Here is a 22,121-nt window from a genome sequence, read left to right on the forward strand (position 1 = left end):
ATCTAAATTATTTTATCAGGGGAAGCAATTATACGAATATATTATAAAACCACAGGATTTTAAAACGAAGGCCACTGTTGATTATTTAATGATTTTAGTATAGTTGAATCCTCATTTTATTAATAAACAAATACTTGTAATTATATCCGTCGATGTAATCACGTTTATTAAACGATAGGATAAATAAGGTATTGTTTAAATGCGGTTTTACGCGAAACTTTTCTTTTAATAATTTGTTACAATGGCATATATTTAACACAAAATTAAATTAAAATGGACGCTAAAGAAATCAGCTTAAACGAGAAAGAAGTTAAACCAGTTGTGGATTTATTAAATGACTACCTCGCTAATTACCATATTCATTATCAAAAGTTAAGAGGTTGTCATTGGAATATTAAAGGACAAAATTTTTTCACGCTACACATTAAGTTTGAAGAGCTATATACCAACGCTCAATTAACAATTGATGAAATAGCAGAACGTGTTTTAACTTTGGGTAAACCACCACATAGCCGCTTCGCAGATTACATTCAAGAATCGAAAATAAAAGAAGTTAATACCATTGGAATGAAAGATTTGGATATGGTTGATGCCTTATTGGATGATATGTCTACTTTGATTGAAATTGAAAGAGAAGTTATGGAAGCGTCCGATCAAGCTGGCGATGACGGTACCAATGATATGGTAAATAAATTTATGCAATTCAAAGAAAAAAATACTTGGATGTTACGCTCTTTCGCAGGAAAGAAATAATAATCTTTTAATTGTAAAAAGCCGTAGATATATAGCATTTAAGCTGTATATCTACGGCTTTTTTGTTTTACAGATATACTAAATATATATCTTTGGATATGGCATACAAAAGTTTAGCAGAATGTGTTAATGATTTAGAAAAACATGGTCATTTAATCAGAATTAAAGAAGAAGTAGATCCATACCTGGAAATGTCCACTATTCATTTACGTGTTTATGAAAATAACGGACCAGCAATTTTATTTGAAAATGTTAAAGGCAGTTCCTTTCCTGCGCTTTCTAATTTATTTGGTACGTTAGAGCGCTCTAAATTCATTTTTAGAGATACGCTGCCTAAAGTGCAGCAACTCGTTTCTTTACGTAACGATCCGATGAAAGCTTTAAAGAACCCATTTAAATATGTTGGTTCTGCAATGTCTGCTTTATCAGCTTTGCCATTAAAAACACCATCAGCAAAAAATAAATTTTTAAAAACATCAATCAGTAAATTACCACAAATTGTAAACTGGCCAATGGATGGTGGTCCATTTGTAACCATGCCTCAGGTTTACACGGAAGATGTAGAAAAACCAGGTATTTTAAATGCTAATTTGGGTATGTATAGAATTCAGCTTGGCGGAAACGATTACATTCAGGATAAAGAAATTGGCTTACATTATCAAATTCATCGCGGTATTGGGGTTCATCAATCAAAGGCAAATGCTTTAGGCAAGCCTTTAAAAGTTAGTGTTTTTGTTGGTGGTCCGCCTTCGCATCCTTTGGCAGCTGTTATGCCATTGCCCGAAGGTTTATCTGAAATGACTTTTGCAGGTGCTTTAGGCGATAGAAGATTCAGGTATTTCTATGATGATGAAGGTTTTTGTATTTCTGCAGATGCTGATTTCATCATCACAGGTATGGTTTATCCTAATGAAAATAAATCTGAAGGACCTTTTGGCGATCATCTGGGCTATTATAGTTTGGCACATCCATTCCCTTTGATGAAAGTTCATAATGTTTATCACAAGAAGGATGCTATTTGGTCATTTACAGTTGTTGGTCGGCCACCACAAGAAGATACCAGTTTTGGTGCCTTAATTCACGAGATTACAGGTTCAGCCATTCCACAAGAAATTCATGGATTAAAAGAAGTACATGCCGTTGATGCCGCAGGCGTTCACCCATTACTATTTGCTATTGGAAGTGAACGTTATACCCCTTATCTAAAAGAAAGAAAACCACAGGAAATTTTAACTATTGCCAACCATATTTTGGGTAAAAACCAATTAAGTCTTGCGAAATATCTATTTATTGCTGCTCGTGAGGATGATGAAAACTTAAGTACACATCATGTGTCTGAATTCTTGCAACACATATTAGAGAGAATAGATTTTAAAACAGATTTGCACTTTTATACAAACACAACGATTGATACGCTAGATTATAGCGGCGATGGTTTAAATAGTGGTTCTAAGGTTGTTTTTGCTGCCGCTGGAGGTATAAAAAGAAAGCTTTGGGATAAACTTTCTGAGAATTTGAGTTTTCCAGATGGATTTAAAAATGCAGAAATCGCAATTCCAGGTGTTTTTACATTACAAGCCGAACCTTACAAAAATGCAGAGAAAACAGCCGCAGAGATTGCCTTGTTAAATATTGCATTAAGAGATGTAGATTTATCAGGACTACCTTTAATCGTGTTGTGCGATGACGCAAAGTTTACTGCAAAAAGTATTAATAATATAGTTTGGGTTACATTCACTAGAAGCAATCCTGCTGCAGATATTTATGGTATAAATGATTTTACCATCAACAAACATTGGGGGTGTAAAGGTTCATTAATTATAGATGCGAGGAAAAAACCACATCATGCGCCTGAATTAATTAAGGATGCAGTGGTAGAGGCGAAGGTTGATGAAATGGTTAAGGAACATGGGGAATTACAACGAATTTTTTAGTTGAAATTTAAACTAGTTATTTCGCGGAGAATAGAAAAATTAGTGGTTTAAATAGTAATAACAATCGATATTAAAAGGCAATAAAAAAGTCCCGATTTTTATGTCGGGACTACATATATTATAATTTGTTATTTTTAAAATTTAACTCCGAATGTTAAAAATACGTTGTTTCTATTACTTTTTATATCGGCAACAGGTTCTGAAAAGTCATCTAATAAATAGGGACTAGAATTAAAGTTAGTTTTATAGTTTTGGTAAGCTAAATCAAAATAATAGTTATCAACACGGTAACCGATACCTCCTGTATAATATTGGCCTTGGTAGAATGAATTGTCGCCACCTTTAATGCCGTTTCCATTTACGCCATAGCCACCTCTTAAACTAATTTCAGGGCTAACTTTAAATTCTGCTCCAACTCTGTAATTTATAGCTTCTTTATATGATGCTTTTATAAAAGCATTATTATCACTAATTGTTGAAGGACTAGAGCCATTATCTGATGAAAATTGCATTGAGGCGTAATCAATATAATCTACATCTGCAGATATTAATGCTGTTCCACCAATAATGTAACTTAATCCTGCTGATGCTTTTAGTGGAGTTCTTAAATTGTAGCTAAAATCATAATATTTACTCGGGTTGTTAGATGTTGTAGCTGCGTTATTTGAATTACCTGATAGACTAGCTTGTAATGTTTCTGTTGTGCCATCTTGTATATTCATCCACGTAGGTGTTTGAAAATTTATGCCTATTCTAAGTTCGCTAACAGGTCTAAAAATCATTCCTAATTTTAAATTGAAGCCACCACCCTTTGTCTCTTGATATCTAGATTGATTAAGAGTATAATTTTCATTTCCTGTATAAGCAGGAACTGCTAATTGATCATCAAAAGAATTCACAATACCACTTTCAGTAAATATTGCATCGCTAGTATAATTTACATTAACAAAACTGGCAGTAGCACCTAAATATAATTTATTTGAAAAATTTAAAGCTCCAGCAATATTAAATTCAGAAGTAGAGCCTAATCTTGTTTCAATCCAATTTTGTTTGAAATTTGCATTATTATAAGGTTCAGCAGAAAATCTATTTGGATAATTGGTAGCATTTTTATTAATCAAATAACTATTGTAAGCATCACCTGCTACAGAATTTTCAATTCCAAAATTATTAGCCTGGTCGACGTATGAATCTCTGATCGAACTATTGGCATTAGTTCCGTTATAATCTATATTATTTAAAAAATCATTGTTTCTGGTATAGCTTACCCCAAATACTGTGCTAACTAAACCTTTGTTCAAATCCGATCCCTTTATTTTTGACGCTGGACTGTAAAAAACAACTCCAATATTATTTAGATTAATCTGGCTTTTATTGGCTTTTGTATCATTTCCCAAATATGAACTTTGATTAGAAACAGAATTAAATTCGGGAGTAATACTGAATTCAGATTTAGTAAATAGACCTAAACCTGCAGGATTAGCATTTATAGAGCCAATATCGCCGCCTACACCAATCTGGGCACCGCCCATACCTTTAAATCTTGCAGAACTACCGTAATTTGTTTGAGAAAAACGAAAGGCATCGGGAGCATAACTCTGAGCATATGCTGTTCCCATAGTAGCTACTATAGCTATTATGGAACTTAAAATGTATTTTTTCATTTAATGTGTATGTAAGTAATTACCCTCTTCCAGCTCTAGATGGTCTTGAGCCACCTCCAGAACTACTTCCTGATGAACCGCTATTGCCACCGCCATTTGATGGAGCGGAGTAGGTAGGTCTGCTTTCTTGTCTTTGAGGTTGTTGAGGAGTATAATTTTCGTTTCTTGTAGGTCTGCTGCTTTGAGTTCCTTGAGGTCGTGAATAACCGTTAGACTGCTGAATTCTTGTTGGTCTACCGGCATTGTTATTACTTGGATTATAACCCTGAGTGGCTAAACCATTAGAGTTATTGACACCAGATCTACTTGGTCGCCCCAAATTTCCAACAGTTCCGTTTGTACTTCTAGGAACTCCTCTGTCGTTACTTCCTGGTCTTGGCCTATAATTATTGTTAGTATATACGCCTCCACCATAATATCCACCACCTATACCATAGCCGCCACCGTAAAAGCCACCGCCCCAACCAAATCTATCGTAATATGAGTATGGACCCCATCCCCCAAATCCGTAAGGACTATATCCAAAATAACCATAATTGTATGGATTATTCCAAATGCTTCCGTAACCTAAACCATATCCGAAACCACCGCCCCAGCCGCCTAAACCATAACCACTATTCCAACCCAAACCATAACCTAAAAAGTTTGAATTGCCATAACTGTTTCCGTAATAATAATTATCATAATATGGGTCGTAGTAGCCCCTAAATGTAGAACCATTATAGAAACGATTTATTCTTGATGAATAATCCATATCGTAATAAGGATTACTAGTTCCGTAATACTCATCATATTCCTGGTTGTTTTGTGCTTGTTGCTGCTGCTGTTGTGGAGCAGGAGCGACATATTCTACCTCTCTGGCTTTTGCCACGGTATTATAAACATCATCAGTGGTGGTGGTAGAAGCCATTTTTGATGTAGAGCATGATGCAACCAGCACTGCGGCTGCTATCATAATAACGGGTAAAAATTTTAATGGTTTCATTGTGTTTATATTTAGTTGTGTGTGTCAAAAACTATAAAACAACATTTATAAAAATGTCGATAATCAACTATTTATCATTTAAAATTAATGACTTTGGTTGATAATCGTTTTGTAGGCATAAATTTATAAATTTGTGGCTTAATTTCACATTATTTAACACACAATTTACGTTCCAAATACATAAGATGAGCAAAGAAATTACAAGCAGAGCAGCAGATTATTCACAATGGTATAATGATATTGTTATAAAAGCCGATTTGGCAGAGCATTCAGCAGTAAGAGGTTGTATGGTTATTAAGCCAAATGGCTATGCTATATGGGAAAAAATGCAAGCAGTATTAGATAAAATGTTTAAAGATACAGGTCATCAAAATGCTTATTTTCCATTGTTCATTCCTAAGTCATTTTTTTCTAAGGAAGCTTCTCACGTAGAAGGCTTTGCGACAGAATGTGCCGTAGTTACACACTATCGTTTAAAAAATGACGGTAATGGAAACATAATTGTTGATGAAACAGCAAAATTAGAGGAAGAATTAATTGTTCGTCCAACTTCAGAAACCATAATTTGGAATACATATAGAGGTTGGATACAATCTTATCGTGATTTACCAATTCTAATCAACCAGTGGGCAAATGTTGTGCGTTGGGAAATGCGTACCCGTTTATTTTTACGAACTGCAGAATTTTTGTGGCAAGAAGGCCATACGGCTCATGCAACTGCTCAGGAAGCCATTGAGGAAACAGAACGTATGCTTCATATTTATGCTGATTTTGCCGAAAACTGGTTAGCCGTTCCGGTTATAAGAGGTAAAAAAACTGCAAATGAACGTTTTGCCGGTGCTTTAGATACGTATTGTATTGAGGCTTTAATGCAAGATGGAAAAGCTTTACAGGCAGGTACTTCACACTTTTTAGGTCAAAATTTTGCGAAAGCTTTTGATGTTAAGTTTACGGGTAAAGATGGAAAGTTGGATCACGTTTGGGCTTCATCATGGGGTGTTTCTACCCGATTAATGGGCGCACTTGTTATGGCACATAGTGATGATTCTGGTTTGATTATTCCTCCAAAATTGGCACCTATACAAGTTGTAATTGTTCCTATTTATAAAAGTGATGAAGATTTAGCAAAAATTACTGCTTATGTAAATGAGCTTTCAATGAGGTTAAAAGGTTTAGGTGTTTCAATTAAATATGATGACAGGGATACGCAACGACCAGGTTTTAAATTTGCTGATTACGAGCTAAAAGGTGTTCCAATTCGTATTGCAATAGGAGGTAGAGATTTAGAAAATAAAACAGTTGAAGTAGCTAGAAGAGATACTAAGGTTAAACAAACCATTCCGCAAGATGGATTAGATATTTATATCATTAAACTATTGGAAGATATGCAGAAAGCGATGTTTAATAAAGCTTTAGCTTACAGAGACGAACACATTACTGAAGCAGATAGCTATGAAGAATTTAAATCGATACTAGATGGAAAAACAGGTTTTATTTCTGCCCACTGGGATGGAACTCCAGAAACGGAACAAAAAATTAAAGAAGAAACAAAAGCAACAATTCGCTGTATTCCTTTAGATAACAAACTGGAAGATGGTGTTTGTATTTATTCTGGCAAGCCATCAACGCAAAGGGTGTTGTTTGCAAGGGCTTACTAAGGTTAAGACTGAGTTAAGGTTACAGATGGAGGTTAAGGCTGAGAAGGTAAAGTGTAATCTCGGTATTTGATACTCACATCGTGATACTATAAATGAAATATTAATGTAAAAAGGTCGAGTTAAGATGATGTACTAAAAATCTTATCTCGATACTTGATACTCACATCTCGATACTATTAAAATGAAATTCGCAACAAAAGCTATACATGCAGGTCAAGAACCTGATCCAACAACAGGTGCAGTAATGACACCTATTTATCAAACTTCAACATATTGGCAAAAATCTCCTGGCGATAATAAAGGTTATGAATATTCAAGAGGTACAAATCCTACACGTAAAGCATTAGAAGATTGTTTAGCTGCTTTGGAGAATGCTAAATATGGTTTAGCCTTTTCAAGTGGAATGGGTGCTACTGATGCCGTTTTAAAATTATTACAACCTGGCGATGAAGTAATTACAGGCAACGATTTATACGGAGGTTCTTATAGGATTTTCACCAAAATTTTCACCAAGTATGGCATCAAATTTCACTTTTTAGATTTATCTAAGCCTGAGAATATGCTGCCCTATATTAACGATAAAACTAGATTGGTTTGGATTGAAACACCAACAAATCCAACGATGCAGATTATCGATATTGAAGGCGTTGCTAAAATTACAAAAGAGAAAAAATTGATTTTAACAGTTGATAATACTTTTGCTTCTCCATATTTACAAAACCCGATTGATTTAGGTGCCGATATTGTAATGCATTCGGTTACCAAATATATTGGTGGTCACTCTGATGTAGTTATGGGTGCCTTGGTTACAAATGACGAAGTTTTATACAAAGAGCTTTGGTTTATTTATAATGCATGTGGCGCAACGCCAGGTCCACAAGATGCATTTTTGGTTTTAAGAGGCATAAAAACTTTGCATCTTCGGATGAAAGCACATTGTGAAAACGGAGAAAAAATTGCTCATTACTTAAAAAATCATCCCAAAGTAGATAAAATTTACTGGCCGGGTTTTGAAGATCATCCCAATCATGATATAGCTAAAAAGCAAATGCGTGGCTTTGGCGGAATGATTTCCATTACTTTAAAAGGAGCAGATTTGCAGGAAACTTTTAGAATCTCATCTAGCTTTAAAGTTTTTACCTTGGCCGAATCATTAGGTGGTGTAGAGTCGTTAATCAACCATCCTGCAACAATGACTCATGGTTCAATTCCAAAAGAAGAACGTGAAAAAGTTGGTGTTACAGATAATTTGCTACGTATAAGTGTTGGTGTAGAGGATATTGAAGATTTGCTTGAAGATTTGGAAAATGCTTTGAAGTAAAATATTTTTTTCTTTAGTCCGATGATTTAAATAGTAAATAACCATTTAAATCATCGGACTATTTTTTGCATAATAAATGGATTTTTTAGATCTCAAAAATTTTCTTGATGCCAAAGTAGATCAATATAATCGACCAGATTTTATTCTGAATGATCCAATTTGCATTCCACATCTTTTTACTCAAAAGCAAGACATCGAAATTGCAGGTTTTTTTGCAGCAGTTTTGGCTTGGGGGCAACGTAAAACAATTATCAATAAGTGTAAGGAATTGTTAAATAGAATGGATAATGCACCTTTCGATTTTGTTTTAAATCACCAGGATAATGACTTAAAAAGGTTGTTGGATTTTAAGCATAGAACATTTAACGATACTGATTTGCTTTATTTTATATCATTTTTCAAATTTCATTATGCTAATCACATTAGCTTAGAAAATGCTTTTGTCACTAAGCAAAATATTTCTTTAACTGAATATGCCAAATTAACATCAGATTATTATGATGTTGATTTTTCTACAGAAATTTGCCTTTCTCTTCAGCCAGATTTCACCATTGAGCATGCCTTAAATCATTTTAGAAGTTATTTTTTTTCGCTAGAAGATTTTCCTCATCGTACAAAAAAGCACATTTCATCACCTAAACAAAAATCTACGTGCAAACGCCTAAATATGTTTTTACGTTGGATGGTTCGCAATGATGATAAAGGGGTCGATTTCGGAATTTGGAATGCTTTAAAGCCTTCTGAACTGATTTGTCCCTGCGATGTTCATGTAGACAGAGTAGGTCGTTTGCTTGGATTGATTAATCGTAAACAAACGGATTGGCAAACAGCTTTAGAATTAACTCAAAATTTAAAATCATTTGATAACTCTGATCCCGTTAAATACGATTTTGCACTATTTGGTTTGGGCGTAGAAAAAGTTTTTTAACAACATATAGTTGTTAAAAAACTAAAATAACTTCTTTTTTAAAATCAATCTCATTATACTTACATCGTAATACTTTTAACTAGCGAAAATATTACTACTCCCTATTTTAATATTATGATTTCAGTTAACGTATCTGATGAAGATAGGTGGAAGATGTATAAAAACTCTTCGCCTTTAATTTTGGTATTTAAGCAGTTCAATCCACTTAATGAAGAGATAGAGAACTACATAAATAAGCATACTTTTCCGGTAAGCTTTAAGAAAAATAAATTCATAATTTCTCCTATTGATAGGAATAAGTTTCTTTTTTTAATCGTTAAAGGTGTTGTTAGAGGTTATATTAAAGATGGCAAAACAGAAATTACTACCTGGATAGCCAAAGAAAATGAAATAGTAGGAACGATAAGGAATTTATGGTTAGAAGGAGATTCTGAAGAATACCTTCAGGCTTTGGAAGATGTAGAATTAATTGCAATTCCTCATGCACTTTCAGATTACTTATATGAAAATTTTCCCGAAGCAAATATAGTTGGTCGTAAAATGATGGAAATTTATTATCGCTCTGCCGAAGAGCGAGCCTACTTATGTCGTATTTCCTCAGCAGAAAAAAGATATAAAAGATTTTTAGTTTCGTTCCCCGACTTAATCAATAGAGTTTCTTTGAAACATATTGCTTCTTTTCTTGCAATAAGGTTAGAAACATTAAGCAGGGTTAGGGCGAAGATGTAGTTTTGATTTCGTATGTATTTAAAGCTAATCGAAGATCATTATTGTATATTTAGTTAGATTTTTGTTTTATGAAATAGGTTTAATAATAAAGCACATTGAGCTATATCGTTAATATCATCGCTTTTGATGACAAATGTCAAATACTTTTTACAACTTTTAGGTTTTTTTCGAATTTATATGGTTATTAATATTTTGTACATATTTAATAAAATATGTACATTTACAAATACAAACTTGATTAAACTAGAAAGTCTGTTACAGCTTAAAACTTTTCTTCAGTATAAGTAAGTATAAACAAAATTCCTATATTCTAAAAAATGAAAACTAAAAATATTGTAAGTACTTTTTCGGTACTTATTGCCGATGATCATGAGATCATTCGACGCGGTTTAAAAAGCCTTATATCTGATTATTGGGCAGGAGTTCAAATATTGAATTCATCAACAATGGAACAAACTTTGGTTGAAGCTGAAAAATCGCCGGGTTTAATCATTATAGATGTAAATTTACCTGGTGGTAATAATTTGAAGGTAATTGATCAGATAAAACTAATACAACCCAACGCTAAAATTTTAGTGTTTTCATCTTTGAATGAAAACATTTATGCCGTTCCATATCTAAAAGCAGGAGCATCAGGTTATTTAACTAAAAATGCTGACGAATCTGAAATTGTTACCGCGATTACAACAATTTTAGCAGGAAGCAGGTATTCAAGTAGAAATGTAAAGGAAAATATGTTTAATAGCATATTAGGCAACGATGCCGATAATCCTTTTACGAAACTGTCTGGGCGGGAATTGGAAGTTGCAGAATTACTTACAAAAGGAATTGGAGTTTTAGAAATTTCTAATCAATTAAGTCTACAAATGGGAACTGTAAGTACTTACAAATTAAGGCTTTTTCAGAAATTAAAAATTAAAAGTATAATTGAGCTTGCGGAGAAAATGAGTATTTACGAAAAGTAATTTTATTAATTTTGAAGCAGAAAAGGAGTTTACCTAAGTGGTAAACTCCTTTTTTTTGCTATTTTTTATGTTCATTAGTAGTTCCCAAACCATTTTCATCTCCAGCTTCATTCGGTGTTGAGCCGGCTTCTCCATACTTTTCTGAAGCTCCTTTTCCGTTTTGATCAAAAGATACCTTTTCTTTAGAATTTCCTGAAGTTTTTCTAGTTGATTGATCTTTATTTTTTGGTTCTTTATGATTATCGTTTTTCATACCTATTTAAATTATAGTTAGTGGAACAGTCCAAAAAATTAAAAGTTTTTAAAAATTGCTTATGATACTTTGCTAAGTATAATTTTAAAAAAGCCTTCATTCCTAATTACGTCAGAAATGAAGAATTAAATTTATTCAGCTGCGGCCTCTTCATTAACGAAACTTTCTGCGGCCTGAGTTAGGGCAATGTCAGTTTCTTTTTCATTATCTAAAGTTTGCTGTAATAAATTCTGAACATCCGTATGTCCCATATTTTCTGCAAAAGTTCTAAGCGTGCCATAGGTAGCAATTTCATAATGTTCTACTTTTTGTGCAGCCAGAATCAGTCCTGCATCTCTAATCATGGTACCCTTATCCGTATCTCCAATAATTCCGCTTGCTTCTTCTAGCAAACCTGCCATAGCATCGCATTTTTTAGCTGTTGCTTTTTCCCTCAATAATTCAAAAACTTGTTCCAAACGCTCAATGTGCTGTTGTGTTTCAGTTGTATGCTTTTCAAATGCTGCTGCGAGTGCTTCACTGGTTGCCGCTTTCTTCATTTTTGGTAAGGCTTTTACCAAATGCTTTTCAGCCCAATAAATATCTTTAAGTTCATCAACGAAAAATTTATGAAATTCAGAATTTTCCATTTTACCCGTTTTCCCTGTAGTTTTTGATGATTTGGCTGTTGTTGATTTTGTTGCTGTTTTCATGATAATGATGTATTATAAGATTAATTTGAAAATATAACATGCTCTAATCGTTAAAGTTTTTCGGAAATTTTTGTTTTTATACGGTATTTAAAAGTATTAATACACTAATGTTGGTTTATGTGATTTTAAGTTAAAATAAAATTTCAAACTACTATTAAAGGATGATTTTCCAACTGAAAATCGAATAAAAAGCCTATTTTAAAACTAATAATGTTAGTAATTTGTTAATAAATAAAATGTTAATAAATTAAAATACTAATAATTTTAGTTTAAAATTGCTTAATTAATTATTTGGTTATGAATAAAGACAGGCATATTATTCACATGGATCAGGATGCATTTTTTGTATCTGTCGAAGTAAAAAAAAATTCGAAGCTTATTGGTAAGCCTGTAATTATTGGAGGAAGTTCTGATAGAGGTGTGGTTGCATCTTGTAGTTACGAAGCCCGTAAATTTGGAATCCATTCTGCCATGCCCGCTCGAACAGCAAAAATGCTTTGTCCTGAAGCTATTTTTTTAAAAGGAAATATGGATGAGTATTCAAAAGCATCACACGAAATTACCGAGATTATAACCCAACGTGTTCCATTATTTGAAAAAGCAAGTATTGATGAACATTATATAGATATGTCTGGAATGGATCGTTTTTTCGGTTGCATGAAATTCGCTTCAGAATTAAGACAAACCATTATTAAAGAAATGGGTTTGCCTATCTCTTTTGGTTTATCTGTAAATAAAACTGTTGCCAAAGTAGGTACAAATGAGTGTAAACCGAACGGTGAGCTTGAAATTCCTTTTCATGAAGTTCGTTCTTTTTTAAATCCCTTAACAGTAAATAAGATTCCTGGTATCGGCAATGCAACTTATCGAAAATTAAGTGAAATGGGTGTTAGAAAAATTCAAACGCTGGCTGACATCCCTCAAGAACTGATGTTTAAAATTTTAGGTGATCATGGTTTAAGTCTCTGGCAAAAAGCTAACGGTATAGATCTTTCACCTGTTGTTCCTTATCGGGAGAGAAAATCGATCGGTACACAAACTACTTTTGAAAGTGATAGTATGGACATTAGTAAAATGAAAGCCATACTTACGGGCATGGTTACTAATTTAACATTCGATCTTAGGAGCCAACAAAAATTAACCGCATGTATAACAGTTACTATACGTTATTCTAATTTCGAAACCGTAACACAACAAGCTCGAATTCCTTACACGGCTTTAGATTCTTTTTTAATACTAAAGGCGCACGATTTATTTAAGAAATTGTATAGTAAACGTATGCTATTGCGGCTAATTGGTGTTAAACTTTCTCATTTGGTTAGCGGTTTTGAACAAATTGGCCTATACCATACTTCAGAAGAAGAATACGATTTGTATCAGGCAATGGACAAAGTACGTCAACATTACGGCGTAGAATCGGTAGTAAAAGCTTGTATTGTTGCACCTCCATCTAAAGATGAAAAAAATAGAATAATTAAATACAATCCTCGTAAAAAAACTGAAGAGGAAAGAAAGAAATCACGGATAAGAACTTTTATTAATTCTGATATATCGTCCGTAAATAAATCAACTGATAGTTAGTAGCTATGTTTCTGAATGTGCATTCATCATATAGTTTAAAATACGGTACGATTGATATTAAAAGAATTGTTGCCCAGGCACGTGCATTAAATATTCACCAATTGGTTTTAACGGATATAAATAATTCTACAGGGGCAATGGAATTTATACGTGAGTGTGAAAAACAAAATATAAAAATCGATAAAACAGAACAAGATGAAGGCAACGTACCTTATTTAATTAAGCCGATTATTGGTATTGAATTCCGTTTGGAACATAAATTACTCTACTTTGGCATTGCAAAAAATAAGGAAGGTATGAAAGAACTGAATGATTTTTTAACCTGGCATAATTTAAATCAAGAACCTCTTCCCATTAAAGCACCTGCCTTTAAAAACGCTTTTATAGTTTATCCTTTTTGTAAAGATAAACAACCTGCTTTAGCCTCAAATGAGTTTGTAGGCATACGTAGCGAACAGCTCAATCATTTATATACTTATCCTATAAAAAATTTTAAAGATAAGCTAGTGGTTTGGCATCCGGTTACAATTACTAATAAAGTTGAATATCGTTTGCATGAATATTTAAGAGCAGTTAGCCTAAGTACACTTTTGAGTATGGTTCAGCATGGTGCAAAATGCACAAAAAAAGAAATTTTTATACCTGAACAGGAAATAAAAGAACAGTATAATCAATATCCCTTTATGCTCGTAAATACCAGTAAACTAATGGATGCTTGTAATATGGATGCTTATTTGACTACCGAGAAGTTTTCTAAAAATAAAAAAACATATACAAAAACAGGAACCCATGGTGATAAAATATTGCTTCGCCGATTAGCGTTTAGGGGTTTAAAATATAGATATGGCTTGGATAATGAAGTAGCAAGGCAACGTGTAGAAAAAGAGTTAAAAGTAATTGAAGCGTTAAACTATCATGCATATTTCCTGATTACTTTTGATATTATTCGTTTTGCCATCAATAAATGTAAGTTTTATCATGTAGGCCGTGGTTCGGGTGCAAATAGTATTGTAGCTTATTGTTTACGGATTACCGATGTAGATCCCATCGAGCTCGATTTATATTTCGAACGCTTTTTAAATGAAAAGAGAACAAGCCCTCCTGATTTTGATATCGACTTTTCCTGGGATGAACGAATCGTTATACAACAATATATATTTGATCGATACCCTAAAGGTGATGTTGCTTTTTTAGGTACCATGAGTACTTTTAAAGATCGGGCAATTATTCGTGAAATTGGTAAAGTTTTGGGCTTGCCAAAAGATGAGATTGATGGTTTTACCGATCCTACTAAAGAAAGAGAGAATAGATTAAACCCAACTTATACCAAGTTATTATATGTTCATCAGCTGATGAAAAATATGCCAAATCAACGTTCAATTCATGCAGGAGGAATTTTAATTTCTGAAGAACCAATTACCTATTATACAGCTTTAGATTTGCCTCCCAAAGGTTTTCCTACAGTGCAGTGGGATATGTATGAAGCCGAATTTATAGGTTATGAAAAGTTTGATATTTTAAGCCAGCGCGGGATAGGGCATATCAGAGAGGCAATTAAAATTATTAAAGAAAATATAGGTGATGAGGTTGATATACATGATTTTAAAACTTTTAGGCACAACCCTAAATTAAATGCAGAATTGAAAGCGGGGCAGCCTATCGGATGTTTTTATATTGAATCGCCTGCAATGCGGCAATTACTTAAAAAATTAACTTGCGAAGATTATTTGACATTGGTTGCCGCAAGTTCTATAATCAGGCCTGGCGTAGCAAGTTCGGGAATGATGAAAATGTATATACAGAGTTATCATGCGCCTGATAAAGTTGAATATCTACATCCAATAATGAAAGAACAATTAGAAGATACTTATGGCGTAATGGTTTATCAGGAAGATGTGATTAAAATTTGCCACCACTATGCAGGTTTGGATTTAGCCGATGCTGATATTTTGCGCAGAGCAATGAGCGGAAAATATCGCTCTAAAGTAGAATTCGACAAGCTCGTTCAACGTTTTTTTGATAAAGCAAAAGAATTAGGACGAGATGAGGAAATAACTAAAGAAGTTTGGCGGCAGGTTTCATCTTTTGCAGGTTACAGCTTTTCTAAAGCACATTCTGCATCTTTTGCTGTAGAAAGTTATCAGAGTTTATATCTTAAAACTTATTACCCCAAAGAATTTATGGTTGCTGTACTAAATAATTATGGCGGTTTTTATAGTCGCTGGGTTTATGTTCACGAATTACAAAAAACTGGCGCAAAAGTTCACTTACCTTGCGTAAATAATAGTGATGAAGTTGTAAATATTAAAGGTAATGATGCTTATTTGGGTTTAATTGGTATTCAAGGTTTGGAAGGGAAATTTATAGAATCTATTCCCAGAGAAAGGCGTTTGAATGGGCTATATGTTGATTTAGAGCAATTTGTAAAGCGTACGCAAATTACTTTAGAACAGGCAATTTTATTAATTCGGTTAGGTGCTTTACGTTTTACCGGAAAAGATAAAAAGACATTGCTCTGGGATATTTATACTTATTTGGGTCACAAGCAAAAGAAACTTAATCATGCCGAATTGTTTAAAACAATACATAAAACTTTTAGTTTACCAGAATTGGAAAATTCTGAAATTGAGGATGCATACGCAGAACTGGAATTATTAGATTTTCCATTGAATTTTAGTATGTTTAATTTACTCAAAACAAATTATCGTGGTGATATAATGGCTTCCGATTTACATAATCATATAGGTAAAACTGTTAAAATGGTTGGTAACTATGTTTGCGAGAAAACTGTTCATACCATTAAAAATACAAAAATGTGGTTTGGCACTTTTTTAGATGCAAAAGGCGATTTTTTCGATACAACGCATTTTCCGAATACAACGCCGATGTATCCTTTTAAAGGTAAAGGCTGTTACTTAATTTTAGGGAAAGTTGTAGAAGACTTTAATTTTCCAAGCATAGAAGTTTTGAAGTTTGCCAAACTTGATATCCACATGAATCCTGTAGCTGTTGATTAGTGATAAGCAGAATAACATCGCTAATTGGTTTATAAATTATTTGTTTTTTGAGCCGAAAAAATTGTATATCTTCAAACATGATCCAATTTAAAGCAGAAATAGAACGTTTTGAAACAATGGGGGAGAAGACTGGGTGGAGCTATGTTTTTCTTCCAGGTGCTTTAGCAAATGAAATAAAAGAAGGTTGCAAAAAAAGTTTTCGTGTAAAAGGTAGAATTGATTTATTGGAAATTGCAGGAATTGCAACAATTCCAATGGGTGAAGGCGATTTTATAATTGCGTTAAAAGGGGAGCTTCGTAAAAAACTTAATAAAAAGGAAGGTGCATTGTTAGAACTTTCTCTCCAAGAAGATAAGGATTTTAAAATTGAAATGCCTGAGGATTTAGAAATATGTTTATCTGAAGAAGAACATTTGATGCAAAACTTTTTAAAACAACCTAAATCACATCAAAATTATTATATCAATTGGATAAATTCTGCAAAAACGGAACCAACCAGAACGAAACGCTTAGTTATGACGGTTAATGCAATGGATAAAAAACAAGATTTCGGAACGATGATTAGAGAAAGTAAGGTAAATAAATAACCTATCTTTTATAACTTCTAAACCAGCTGTTAATTTTCATTTGGATAACGCCAAGAAAAGCTTCTCTAAATATTTTTGTACTCATTTTTGAAGTTCCTTCTGTTCTGTCAGTAAAAATAATCGGTACTTCAACAACATTAAAACCAAATTTGATAGCGGTAAATTTCATTTCAATTTGAAAGGCATAACCTACAAACTTAATTTTATTCAGAGGAATTGTTTCTAAAACAATTTTACGATAACATTTGAACCCTGCAGTAGCATCCTGAATATTTATTCTTGTGATAAAACGAACATACATAGATGCAAAGTACGACATTAAAACCCTGCCCATTGGCCAGTTAACAACATTTACCCCTTTAACATAACGAGAACCAACTGCAACATCAGCACCATTTATGCAAGCTTCTCTTAAATGAATTAAATCTTTTGGGTTATGAGAAAAGTCTGCATCCATTTCAAAAATATATTCATAAGATCGTTCTAGTGCCCATTTAAAGCCAAAAATATAGGCTGTTCCTAATCCCTGTTTGCCTGCTCTTTCCTGAATAAATAAATGGCCTGAATATTCTTCCTGTAGCAATTTTACAATATCTGCCGTGCCATCGGGAGAACCATCATCAACAATTAAAATGTGAAAAGGTTGGGTTAAAGAAAATACCTTACGGATAATTTTTTCAATATTTTCCTTTTCATTATATGTTGGAATGATAACTAAACTATCGGACACGCTTATTGTGGTTTAATATATTTGCAATTTTAATCTTTAACCTTTGCTCTTTTCAAAGGGCGAAAGTAAATATTTAATATGAAAAACCCTTATCAATAGTTTTGAAACGGGTTAAATTCTGTTAAAAGTTAATTATCTAACTTCTGCCATTAATTTTTTAATCATTGATGAAATGATGATTAATGCTAAACCTGCTATTAATGAATATATTGCCAGCTTTTTATATCCTTCAGTGTACGACATTAATTTAGTCATAAGTGAAGCGTTTTCAATACTCGACATTTCTGCACCAAGTTTACCTGCTACTAGCTGTCCGAAAGCGCTTGATAGAAACCAAAGTCCCATCATCATCCCAAACATTTTCTTTGGCGAAAGTTTAGTAATGATAGACATGCCGATAGGCCCTAAACAGAGTTCTCCGAGGGTTAATAAAAGATACGCTAGTGTGAAAACATTTAAAGAGCTTATTCCTTGCTCATTTGCGAAGAATCTGGTTGCGTAGAAAATATAAAAACTTAAAGCAAGTAATATAAAGCCAATCCCAAACTTTACAACTGTATTGGGTTCTATTTTCTTCTTGTACATCAGTAACCACAAAATACCAACTATCGGACTAAAAATAATCACAAAGAAAGAATTTACGCTATTGTTTACAACGTTAGGATCTATTGATAAAAATAAAAGACTATGATCTAAATTATCTTTAGCAAACAATGAAAGTGAACCACCGCTTTGTTCCGAAATTGCCATAAAAATAAAATAGCAAAATATAAATATAAAGGCAGCCAGTAGTTTATACTGGGCTTTTCTTTCTTTCACAGTAAAAATTTCATAAATGAAGTAAACTAAAGCGACAATACCAATTGTGTACATGAAATAATCGGTATATGCGGTGTTTTTAACCATGATAAAAATTAAAGGAATGCACAAAAGTGAACCGACATAAACTACAACTTCGTAAATGGTTCTTTTTGTTTTCTCTAAATGAAGCAAGGGGGAATTGCCAATCGGACCTAAGTATTTCTTAGTAAAAATAAAGGTGCTTAAGCCAAAAGCCATCACCAGAGCTGCTGATAAAAAACATAAGTGCCACGAGTAATATTTACCCAGATAAATGCACATTGCTCCTCCTAATAATCCTCCAACATTTATGCCTGCGTAAAATAGTCCATAACCAGCATCTCTTCGATTATCTTTTTCATGATACAATTCACCAACCATTGATGAAATATTGGGTTTGAAAAAGCCTGTTCCAATAATTGATAGAGTTATACCGGCATAAAATAATCCTTGAGGATTAAAAGCAAGAATTAAGTTTCCAATGATCATTAATGAACCACCCCAAAAAAGCGACTTTTTGAACCCCAGAATTTTGTCGGCAAAAATTCCTCCGATAAATGTAAAGGCGTAAACAAAAGCCTGAATTGCTCCGTATTGAAGGTTGGATTTTTGATCGGATAGGTGTAACTGATCCACCATAAAAAAAGCCAAAACACCACGCATGCCATAAAAGCAGAAGCGTTCCCACATTTCTACTAATGATAAATACCAAAGTTGTTTTGGATACTTACCGTCAAAGTTTTGAATTTCTTCTATAGTTTGTATTTCACTCATGGGGTTTGATTAACAGCAAAAGCCCGAAATTAATCGGGCTTTTAAATTATAGTTTTTTAAAAATATTAATGAACTCCATTCATCCATTTCCGTAAAATTGGATTTATTGCAAACATAATTAAACCTGCAACAATTGGAATAAAAGTAAAAATTAAAAAGAATGTAGAAATTGAATATTCTGAACTTATTTTATCAATAAGACTTCCTGATTTGCCTGCAAGCCAGTTTCCAATAGCTGTACAAGTAAACCAAAAACCAAACATTAAACCTACGAGCTTAGCAGGAGCTAGTTTACTTACATAAGATAATCCGACAGGAGAAACACAAAGTTCGCCAACGGTATGGAAAAAATAAGCAAATATTAGCCAGAACATACTTACTTGAGCTGTTGATGCACCACGGGCAATATCCATTCCTCCATAAGCTAAACCTGCAAAACCAATCCCGACAAATACTAATCCCATTCCAAATTTTACCGGTCCACCAGGGTTAAATTTAGTTTCCCATAATTTAGAAAAGAATGGAGCAAGTGTTACAATGAAAAAAGAGTTTAAAATGCCAAACCAAGAGGCAGGAACTTCTGTATTTAGAGATGTAAACTCTTTTTGTACTTTCCAAATTGCCAGCCCCCATATAATAAGAAAACTTAAAGCTGTGAAGAAAATTGTTGCTGGATATTTTTTTGCTATTTTAAACGCAAGGGTTAAAAGAACTATAGTTACAGCCACAAGCGGAAAAATAGTAAGTACTGCATCTACCCATTTAAAAGTTGTACCTGCTGTTCCGGTTAAATTACGAAGGGTATAATCTTTTGCGAAAATAGTCATTGAACCACCTGCCTGTTCGAAAACCATCCAGAAGAAAATTGTAAATATGGATAGAATTGCTACAACCCAAAGTCGCTGATTTACAACTTTTTTAGGTAAAACTTCTTCCGTTGGATCGATTACTTTTTCAACTTTATTTACTGCTGCACCTAATACACCAAATATTTTCTGCCCGAAATAAAATTGTAGCATACCAAAGAACATAAAGATACCTGCTAATCCGAATCCGTAGTGCCAGCCAACTTTTTCTCCAACATAACCACACATTAACATACCTAAAAAAGCACCGCTATTAATTCCCATGTAGAATATGGTGTAAGCTGCATCTTTTTTATCGCTTGTTGGTGGATAAAGTTTTCCAACAATTGAAGAAATATTTGGTTTAAATAATCCGTTACCTGCAATTAAAAAGAATAATCCGAGGTAAAATAAATTAGTGCTAACACCTTCCAAAGCCATGGTTGCATGCCCAAGCGTCATAATCAGAGCGCCTAAAATAACTGCTTTTCTGTAACCCGTTATTCTATCGGCAATTAATCCACCTATAATCGGTGTAAAATAGGCTAAACCAGTGTACCAGGCATAAAGTTGTAATGCTTCGGGTCTCGTCCAGTTCCAGCCATCTTTACTTGCTTCACTTACAAGGAATAAAACCAACAATGATCTCATTCCGTAGTAACTAAATCTTTCCCACATTTCGGTAAAAAATAAAACAAATAACCCAACAGGATGATTTAGAAGTTTTTGTGTTTCAACACCATTACTTTCCAAATGCACATCGAGTGCTTGATCTTCGTTTAGGGCAACAGTTTCTAATGCCATATTAAAAATTTAAAGAATAATTAGTTTAGTTTTGTCAAAATTTACAATCGAAATTTTTGTTGTTTAGCCAATAAAGTAAGGCGCAATATAGTCAGCGATGTGCATTCTAACAAATTTTTAACTTATCTATAATATAATGAATAAGTTACGATAACACGATGCTAAAACTTTCTTACTGGTTTTACATTTTTAGTTGGATCAGCGTATAGCGCATCGCTTGCATTGGCTTCATTTTTCAAGATTACATTTTCTTGTAATTTTAAACGACCACCAACTATTTTAAAGGCATCGGTATTTCCATCTGACCCGTAAAATTGAAATTTCCCCACCATTTCAGGATCGAAAGGGGCAAGGTGATCGAAAACAATTAAGCCTGCATTTTTATCTGTTTTTAAGATCATGGCGTTTTGTTTCTGATATTCAAAAATTACACGATTTTTACCTTTAAGCTCTTTCCCATCAAATACAGGCATGCCGAAATTAACATGTTCATTATCAAAAGATAAAATTTCTACCACTTTTTTAGTCGTTTCTAATGTATTACCCTTCCATCCCAATAAAACATAATATGGTAAACGGCCAGATAATGTTACAGGAATAATTTCGTAATACTTTGCTCCAAACCATTTTTGGTTGTTGGTAATTATATTCTGATCATTAATGTTTTCAGTTTGATCAATCAATGGATACAGCTTAAGTGAACCTTTAGTATTCATTTGTATGGTGCCATAGTACCTGTACGTTCCATTTTCTAACTGTACATACCGGGAAATGATTCTGAAAAGCTGATCAGGTGATTTAATAACTGAAACCGTTTTTAAAGAATCAAAAGTATAATTGAAAGAGTTAGGTTCTTTTAGTGCTTCAACCAAAGTTTTAACAAATCTTCCGTTTTCAGTAAACTTCTTTTCATCACTTTGTGCCGAATAAACTGTTTTCGATATGCTGCTTAAGCTATCCTGAAAAACATCAAGTTTATTTACTGTTGTTTGAGCGTTTAAGTTAAAACTCCAAAGTCCGATAATAGTTAGAAAATAGAATTTGATGTTTTTCATTGAATA

At 33.3% G+C, this 22,121-nt stretch carries 18 protein-coding genes; 10 read left to right on the forward strand and 8 right to left on the reverse strand.

Annotation, left to right across the window (positions count from 1 at the left end; all coding sequences use genetic code 11):
* Positions 1-273: 273 nt before the first annotated feature.
* Both IEV50_RS09305 and IEV50_RS09310 read left to right on the forward strand, forming a co-directional pair.
* Entirely contained in the window at positions 274-753 is a 480-nt protein-coding gene (locus IEV50_RS09305; RefSeq protein ID WP_188413383.1) for a Dps family protein, read from the forward strand.
* A 98-nt stretch (positions 754-851) separates the two neighbouring features.
* A complete protein-coding gene (locus tag IEV50_RS09310) occupies positions 852-2,687 on the forward strand; it encodes a UbiD family decarboxylase (RefSeq protein ID WP_188413385.1) in 1,836 nt (611 codons plus the stop codon).
* A gap of 134 nt (positions 2,688-2,821) precedes the next feature.
* Here IEV50_RS09310 and IEV50_RS09315 read toward each other — a convergent pair whose 3' ends face one another.
* Both IEV50_RS09315 and IEV50_RS19750 read right to left on the reverse strand, forming a co-directional pair.
* Positions 2,822-4,351, reverse strand: coding sequence for an OmpP1/FadL family transporter (locus tag IEV50_RS09315; protein ID WP_188413387.1), 1,530 nt, complete (start codon positions 4,349-4,351; stop codon positions 2,822-2,824).
* 19 nt (positions 4,352-4,370) lie between these two features.
* On the reverse strand, positions 4,371-5,336 hold the full coding sequence (locus IEV50_RS19750; RefSeq protein ID WP_188413389.1) for a hypothetical protein: 966 nt from the start codon (positions 5,334-5,336) through the stop codon (positions 4,371-4,373).
* 185 nt (positions 5,337-5,521) lie between these two features.
* Here IEV50_RS19750 and proS point away from each other — a divergent pair, with 185 nt between their 5' ends.
* The 5 genes from proS to IEV50_RS09345 all read left to right on the forward strand — a co-directional run bounded on the left by proS (position 5,522) and on the right by IEV50_RS09345 (position 10,937).
* Positions 5,522-6,994 carry a proline--tRNA ligase gene (gene proS, locus IEV50_RS09325; RefSeq protein ID WP_188413391.1) on the forward strand — a complete coding sequence of 491 codons (1,473 nt, stop codon included), beginning with the start codon at positions 5,522-5,524 and terminating at the stop codon, positions 6,992-6,994.
* A gap of 181 nt (positions 6,995-7,175) precedes the next feature.
* Positions 7,176-8,315: a cystathionine gamma-synthase gene (locus tag IEV50_RS09330; protein WP_188413393.1), complete on the forward strand. Its 1,140-nt coding sequence runs from the start codon at positions 7,176-7,178 to the stop codon at positions 8,313-8,315.
* Between the two features lie 76 nt (positions 8,316-8,391).
* On the forward strand, positions 8,392-9,243 hold the full coding sequence (locus IEV50_RS09335; RefSeq protein WP_188413395.1) for a TIGR02757 family protein: 852 nt from the start codon (positions 8,392-8,394) through the stop codon (positions 9,241-9,243).
* A gap of 114 nt (positions 9,244-9,357) precedes the next feature.
* Positions 9,358-9,972, forward strand: coding sequence for a Crp/Fnr family transcriptional regulator (locus tag IEV50_RS09340; RefSeq protein WP_188413397.1), 615 nt, complete (start codon positions 9,358-9,360; stop codon positions 9,970-9,972).
* A 317-nt stretch (positions 9,973-10,289) separates the two neighbouring features.
* On the forward strand, positions 10,290-10,937 hold the full coding sequence (locus tag IEV50_RS09345; protein WP_188413400.1) for a response regulator: 648 nt from the start codon (positions 10,290-10,292) through the stop codon (positions 10,935-10,937).
* Between the two features lie 58 nt (positions 10,938-10,995).
* On the opposite strand, the gene IEV50_RS09350 is transcribed toward IEV50_RS09345, so the two are convergent.
* Positions 10,996-11,190: a hypothetical protein gene (locus IEV50_RS09350; protein ID WP_188413402.1), complete on the reverse strand. Its 195-nt coding sequence runs from the start codon at positions 11,188-11,190 to the stop codon at positions 10,996-10,998.
* Between the two features lie 131 nt (positions 11,191-11,321).
* Positions 11,322-11,882, reverse strand: coding sequence for a YciE/YciF ferroxidase family protein (locus IEV50_RS09355; protein ID WP_188413405.1), 561 nt, complete (start codon positions 11,880-11,882; stop codon positions 11,322-11,324).
* 297 nt (positions 11,883-12,179) lie between these two features.
* Between IEV50_RS09355 and dinB the strand changes: the two genes are divergently transcribed.
* The 3 genes from dinB (at position 12,180) to IEV50_RS09370 (ending at position 17,067) form a co-directional block, all read left to right on the forward strand.
* Positions 12,180-13,463: a DNA polymerase IV gene (gene dinB, locus IEV50_RS09360; protein ID WP_188413412.1), complete on the forward strand. Its 1,284-nt coding sequence runs from the start codon at positions 12,180-12,182 to the stop codon at positions 13,461-13,463.
* Positions 13,464-13,468: 5 nt separating this feature from the next.
* On the forward strand, positions 13,469-16,480 hold the full coding sequence (gene dnaE, locus IEV50_RS09365) for a DNA polymerase III subunit alpha (protein ID WP_188413414.1): 3,012 nt from the start codon (positions 13,469-13,471) through the stop codon (positions 16,478-16,480).
* Between the two features lie 77 nt (positions 16,481-16,557).
* The gene (locus tag IEV50_RS09370) at positions 16,558-17,067 is read left to right on the forward strand and encodes a YdeI/OmpD-associated family protein (RefSeq protein WP_188413416.1); all 510 of its coding nucleotides are present in this window, start codon (positions 16,558-16,560) and stop codon (positions 17,065-17,067) included.
* Position 17,068: 1 nt separating this feature from the next.
* Here the strand turns inward: IEV50_RS09370 and IEV50_RS09375 are convergent, their stop codons facing one another.
* From IEV50_RS09375 to IEV50_RS09390, 4 genes are all read right to left on the reverse strand, one after another.
* Positions 17,069-17,797 carry a polyprenol monophosphomannose synthase gene (locus IEV50_RS09375; protein ID WP_188413418.1) on the reverse strand — a complete coding sequence of 243 codons (729 nt, stop codon included), beginning with the start codon at positions 17,795-17,797 and terminating at the stop codon, positions 17,069-17,071.
* 132 nt (positions 17,798-17,929) lie between these two features.
* A complete protein-coding gene (locus tag IEV50_RS09380; protein WP_188413420.1) occupies positions 17,930-19,411 on the reverse strand; it encodes a peptide MFS transporter in 1,482 nt (493 codons plus the stop codon).
* Between the two features lie 65 nt (positions 19,412-19,476).
* A complete protein-coding gene (locus IEV50_RS09385; protein ID WP_188413422.1) occupies positions 19,477-21,060 on the reverse strand; it encodes a peptide MFS transporter in 1,584 nt (527 codons plus the stop codon).
* Positions 21,061-21,221: 161 nt separating this feature from the next.
* On the reverse strand, positions 21,222-22,115 hold the full coding sequence (locus tag IEV50_RS09390; protein WP_188413424.1) for a hypothetical protein: 894 nt from the start codon (positions 22,113-22,115) through the stop codon (positions 21,222-21,224).
* Between the last annotated feature and the right edge of the window lie 6 nt (positions 22,116-22,121).

It is taken from the genome of Pedobacter mendelii (assembly GCF_014635725.1).
GTDB lineage: Bacteria > Bacteroidota > Bacteroidia > Sphingobacteriales > Sphingobacteriaceae > Pedobacter > Pedobacter mendelii.